Source organism: Promicromonospora kroppenstedtii DSM 19349, from assembly GCF_000515355.1.
Taxonomy (GTDB): Bacteria; Actinomycetota; Actinomycetes; order Actinomycetales; family Cellulomonadaceae; genus Promicromonospora; species Promicromonospora kroppenstedtii.
In genome coordinates, this window is the sequence record NZ_KI911764.1 from 3,339 (window position 1) to 8,575 (window position 5,237).

The following is a 5,237-nucleotide window of genomic DNA, read 5'->3' on the forward strand; positions in this document are numbered from 1 at the left end:
GGGTGGTGCGCGCCGCACGCGACGGCGCGGAGCCGTTCGGGGGCTGGCTCGTCTGGCCGGTCACGAGCGCCGTCGCGTCCCGCGCCGTCGACGAGGGCACGGACGCGGCCTTCGACGACGCGATGACGCTGCTGGCCGAGCTGACCGGCCGGCTCACCGCGGAGTTCGCCGTCCGCACCCTGCTGCGGCACGACCTGGACCGCGCCCTCGCCACGGCGACGGCCTGGGCGGGCTCGGACGACGTCGACGTGCGCCGCCTGGCCAGCGAGGGCACCCGCCCGTACCTGCCCTGGTCGGTCCGGGTGCCGGAGATCCTGGCCCGGCCCGGGGTGACCGTCCCGGTGCTCGACGCCCTGTACCGGGACGAGAGCGAGTACGTGCGCCGGTCGGTCGCCAACCACCTGAACGACCTCAGCCGGGACCACCCGGAGCTGGTGGTCGCCACGGCGGCGCGCTGGCTCGACGACCCCACGCCGACGACGCCGGGCCTGGTCCGGCATGCCCTGCGCACGCTGGTCAAGCGCGGCGCCCCGGACGCGCTCGCGCTGCTCGGGTTCGGCCCGGCGACCCTGGAGATCGACGGGCCGCTGCTCGACGTCGCCCGCGTGCCGTTCGGCGGCACGGTCAGGTTCACGGCCGCGGTGCGCAACGTCGGCGCCGACGAGGCGCGGCTGGCGATCGACTACGTGGTGCACCACCAGAAGGCCAACGGCTCGCAGACCGCCAAGACCTTCAAGCTGACCACCCGGACGCTGGCCCCCGGCGAACAGGTGGAGCTCAGCCGGGAGCACTCGTTCCGGCCCATCACCACACGCCGCTACTACCCGGGGCCGCATGCGGTGACGCTCCAGGTCAACGGCGTCGCGACCGACCCTGCGGTGTTCGAGCTGGACGCGCCCGCGGCCGACTGAGCCGCTCAGCGCAGTGACGTCCGGACGATCCCGGCGACCACGTCCGCGAGGTCCGCCGGGATCGGCCTGCCGGAGCTCAGGTACCGCCGCACCGCGGCGTAGGGCAGGTCGACCACGACCAGGAGCAGCTCCGTGGTCGAGACCGAGGTCTCCGCACGGACCCGCCGGGTCAGCCCACGGATCGCGTCGTTCCAGCGTGCGCTCTCCGTCGCCTCCGTGTCCCGGGCGGCCTCGGGCCAGGCCTCGGCCTCGAACCGCGCACGGCCCGCGAGGAGCGCGTGCGCATGGGCGGGCTCGGCCTGGCACCATCGCACGGTGTACGCGGCGAGCGCGGCCGCCGCCTCGACCGGATCCCCCTCGAACAGCGGGTACGCATCGCGGTGGTAGCTCTCGATGGCACCGTTCCACAGGGCCGCGAGCAGGGCGGGCCGGTCAGGGAACCGGTAGTAGAGCGAACCGCTGGGCACGCCGGCCTCGCGGATGACCGCCGCCATGGTGACCTTCGCCGGCCCGCCCTCGCCGAGGATCCGGCCCGCGGCGTCGAGGATCGTCGAGGTGTCGTGGGTAGGCCGGGCCATGCGTTGACGGTACTGCAGCCCGTCACTAGAGTTCCGTCTCTAGAGAGACGTCTCTACAACCATGACCGAGAGGAACCTCATGACACCGACCGCGGACGACGTCTATGCGGCTGCACCGTTCGTCAGGACGCTCGGCGTCGAGCTCGACCGGATCACGCCGGAGGCCGTCGTCGGGCGGCTGCCGTACTCGCAGCCGCTGTCCACGGTAGGCGGCGGCCTGCACGGCGGGGCCCTGATGGGGCTCGCCGACGGGGTCGCAGCCGTCTGCGCGTCGGTCAACGGCGCACCGGGCGCGCTGCCCGCGACCGTCGACTCCACCACGCACTTCCTGCGCCCCGTCACCGGCGAGGCGACCGCCACCGCCGTACCGGTCCGGGCGAGCAGCCGCCAGGTGCTCGTCGAGGTCAGGGTGATCGACGAGACCGGCGAGCTGTGCGTGCACGTGCTCCAGACCGTGCGGCTGGTCCACCCGGCGTGACAGCACCGGACCGGGCGAGCCCCCTGCGCCCGCCCGGTCCGGTGCTGTCACGGCGGCGCGGACATCAGCCGAACGTCATGGTGAAGACCTGCACGCCCGCCGGGACCTGGAGGTCGACCAGTCCCTCGGTGGCCTCGGCGCCCTCCAGGACCGGGTAGAGCCGCGGGTTCCCGGAGACGTCGATGCTCCGCGTCTCCTCCTGGCCGTCGGCGGTGACCGTTGCCTGGACGGTCCCCTCGCCCCCGAGCACCACGAAGACGTCGGTCGAGCGGTAGGCGAGGCGCACGCGGGCGTCGTCGGACACGGCCTCCGCGCCCTCGAAGTCGACGTTCCACGTGCCGCCCAGCGAGAACGTGTCCTGCTTCTGCTCGCCGGCGAGCGTGAACTCCTTGCGGCCCGCCGCGTACCGCGGCTCACCGGTGTAGTTGATGACGCGCTTGATGGAGAAGTAGGTCTCGGGCGTGATCTCGTCGAGCGGTGTCGCGTCCTGCACCGTGGTCGCGCCGGGCAGGTCGACGCCGGGATTGGCGTCGGCGAGGAGCTCGCGGATCAGGTTCTCGGTGTCCTGGTACCCGCCCTCGCCCAGGCGGATGTGCCGCACCGTGCCGTCGGCGTCGATCAGGTACTGCGCGGGCCAGTAGCGGTTCCGGTACGCGGTCCAGGTCGCGTACGAGTTGTCCTGGGCGATCGGGTACGTCACGCCGAGGTCCTTCGCGCCCTCGATCACGTTGCGGGTCTCGCGCTCGAAGGCGAACTCCGGCGTGTGCACGCCGATCACCTCGAAGCCCTTGCCGACGTCGGCGTACCTGTCGTACCAGGCGTTGATGTGCGGGATGGACCGCTGGCAGTTGATGCAGGAGTATGTCCAGAAGTCGACGAGCACGACCTCGCCGCGCATCGCCTCGAGCTGGAGCGCCTTGCCGTCCGGCGTGTTCAGCCACTTGTCGATGCCACGGATCTCGGGCGCGGTGCCGCAGTCCTCCAGCTCCGGGGCGCCGTTCGAGCAGTTGGACAGCTCGCGGTTCTCGTCGGTCACGATGCCGCCGAGGTCGAGCGCCTCGCGCACCGTCTCCGAGGAGTCGATGCGCTGCTGGAGCGCTCCCGTGTAGTCCGGCAGCAGCCGCTGGATCGCGGCGGGCACGTTGAACGCCAGGGCGATCGCCAGGAGGATGACGACGATGCCGCCGCCGGTGCGGATGGCCTTGGTGTGCCGCTGGAAGGCCTGCACGCGCTCGGCGATCCGGCGTCCGGCCAGGGCGAACAGGAGCAGCGGGAGCGCGGCGCCGACGGCGAACGACACGGTCAGCGCCACCGTCTCGACCCCGATGTTGCCCGTCGCTCCGGCGACCGTGATCGCCGCGAGCACCGGGCCGGCGCACGGCACGTAGAGCACGCCGAGGCCGAGACCGAGGATGAACGCGCCCCGGTCCTGCCGCGCCGCCCCGCGCTTGGCCCCGAACGCGGCGATCCGCTGGAAGGGCCGCTCCAGGATCATCTCGAACCGGGGCACGATCATGCCGATGCCGAGCAGCACGAGCAGGATGATCCCCGCCCAGCGCAGCAGGTCCTGCGGCAACCCGAGCGCGGACAGCAGCAGGGAGCCCAGCAGCGTGAAGAAGCTGAAGCTCAGGACCAGGCCCGCGATCACGATGTAGGGGCGCAGGGACGGCCGGGTGCGGACGGCGGTGTCCGGCGTCGCGGTGGCGACCCCGCCCCCTCCCGGGCCCGAGGACCCCGTGGACCGGGCAGCGACGCCGCGCCGGTCACGCGCCCCCTGCACTCCGCCCGCGAAGAAGATGGCCGGGAGCATGGGGAGGATGCATGGCGAGATACCTGTGATCAGGCCGCCGAGAAGGCCGATGACGATGAGGGTTCCCATGTGGCGGGTTCGGCACACGGCCCGTTCCGGATGGGTGCGGGCCGCAGACCGGGCACCGGAGAAAACTCGTGCGCCGTGACCCCCATCCGGGGAGCCGACGGCTCCGAACCCCGGTCAAGACGCCCCGTGAGACGCGGGGTGACGCCACACCGAGGAGAGACCGATGAACGCTCGAACCCGCACGTCCTACGCCGTCGCCGGTATCGCCACGCTGGCCATGCTCGGCCTCTCGGCCTGCAGCATGGACTCGTCGGGCGGGGACACCGGATCGGAAGAGACGACGGCGTCCGAAGAGACCACCGAGCCCATGGACGAGGAGACCGCCGAGGACGACGCCATGGCCGACCCGGCCGCGAACCTCGTGGGCCCGGGCTGCGCCGACTACGCCGAGCAGGTGCCGGACGGCCCCGGTTCGGTCACCGGCATGTCCACCGACCCGGTGGCCGTCGCAGCCTCCAACAACCCGCTGCTGACCACGCTGGTGTCGGCCGTCAGCGGTGAGGTCAACCCCGACGTGAACCTCGTGGACACGCTGAACGGTGACGAGTTCACCGTGTTCGCTCCGGTGGACGATGCCTTCAAGGCGATCGACGCCGAGACCATGGACACCCTGTCCACGGACGCCGACCTGCTGAGCTCGATCCTCACGTACCACGTGGTGCCCGGCCAGCTCACGCCCGACCAGGTGGTCGGCGAGCAGACCACCGTGCAGGGCGAGACCGTCGAGGTCTCCGGCAGCGGCGACGAGCTCAAGGTGAACGACGCGAACGTGATCTGCGGTGGCGTGATGACGCAGAACGCGACCGTCTACCTGATCGACTCGGTGCTCATGCCCCCGATGTGATCCGCCGGTGGTAACCAGAGAGGGCGCCCGTCCAGCCGGACGGGCGCCCTCTCTGGTGCGTGCTCGTTGTGCTCGCTCGTCGTTCCGGACGAGCGGGGTCAGGCCCCCAGCACCACGATCGGCGCGGTCGTGGGCTCCTCGGAACCCGACGCCGGCTCGACCGACACGGCCATGCCCACGCCGTGCTCCCCCTGGACGAGAGCGGTCGCCTGGTCGCCCCGGAGCGCGAGCAGGCCCGCCGAGGAGACGCTGCCGTCACCCTCCACCACCCAGAGCTGGTACGCCTTGTCCGGGTCGAGCTCAGGGAGCCCTTCGGCGTGGAAGAACATGTCGTCGCCCGAGACCAGCACGGACGCCTCGCCGCCACCCTCGACGGAGGCCCGCAGCACCGAGCTGTCCGGGTCGGCCAGCATCTCGGAGACCACCTGGGCCTGCTCACGCAGCCGGTCGCGCTCGACGGTCACCCGCACGGCGACCGTCGTCGGCACGGCGATGGCGGCCGCCGCGGCGACCGCGGTCAGAGCCGTGCCCCAGCGCCGGCGACGCC

General features: G+C 72.2%; 6 protein-coding genes. 3 read left to right on the top strand and 3 right to left on the bottom strand.

What is annotated here, in order from left to right; genetic code table 11:
- On the top strand, positions 1 to 911 hold a 911-nt coding region (locus PROKR_RS29345), incomplete at its 5' end, for a DNA alkylation repair protein (RefSeq protein WP_036971245.1).
- Positions 912 to 916: 5 nt separating this feature from the next.
- Here PROKR_RS29345 and PROKR_RS29350 read toward each other — a convergent pair.
- Positions 917 to 1,489 carry a TetR/AcrR family transcriptional regulator gene (locus tag PROKR_RS29350; protein ID WP_036971248.1) on the bottom strand — a complete coding sequence of 191 codons (573 nt, stop codon included), beginning with the start codon at positions 1,487 to 1,489 and terminating at the stop codon, positions 917 to 919.
- A 61-nt stretch (positions 1,490 to 1,550) separates the two neighbouring features.
- On the opposite strand from PROKR_RS29350, the gene PROKR_RS29355 reads away from it, so the two are divergent.
- Complete coding sequence (locus tag PROKR_RS29355; RefSeq protein WP_245606024.1) at positions 1,551 to 1,967, top strand: PaaI family thioesterase; 417 nt, start codon at positions 1,551 to 1,553, stop codon at positions 1,965 to 1,967.
- Positions 1,968 to 2,031: 64 nt separating this feature from the next.
- Here PROKR_RS29355 and PROKR_RS29360 read toward each other — a convergent pair whose 3' ends face one another.
- The gene (locus PROKR_RS29360) at positions 2,032 to 3,846 is read right to left on the bottom strand and encodes a cytochrome c biogenesis protein CcdA (RefSeq protein WP_036971253.1); all 1,815 of its coding nucleotides are present in this window, start codon (positions 3,844 to 3,846) and stop codon (positions 2,032 to 2,034) included.
- Between the two features lie 163 nt (positions 3,847 to 4,009).
- Here PROKR_RS29360 and PROKR_RS29365 point away from each other — a divergent pair, with 163 nt between their 5' ends.
- On the top strand, positions 4,010 to 4,690 hold the full coding sequence (locus tag PROKR_RS29365; RefSeq protein WP_036971256.1) for a fasciclin domain-containing protein: 681 nt from the start codon (positions 4,010 to 4,012) through the stop codon (positions 4,688 to 4,690).
- Positions 4,691 to 4,788: 98 nt separating this feature from the next.
- Here PROKR_RS29365 and PROKR_RS29370 read toward each other — a convergent pair.
- Positions 4,789 to 5,237: anti-sigma factor (locus PROKR_RS29370; protein ID WP_036971258.1), on the bottom strand; the 449-nt coding region annotated here is incomplete at its 5' end.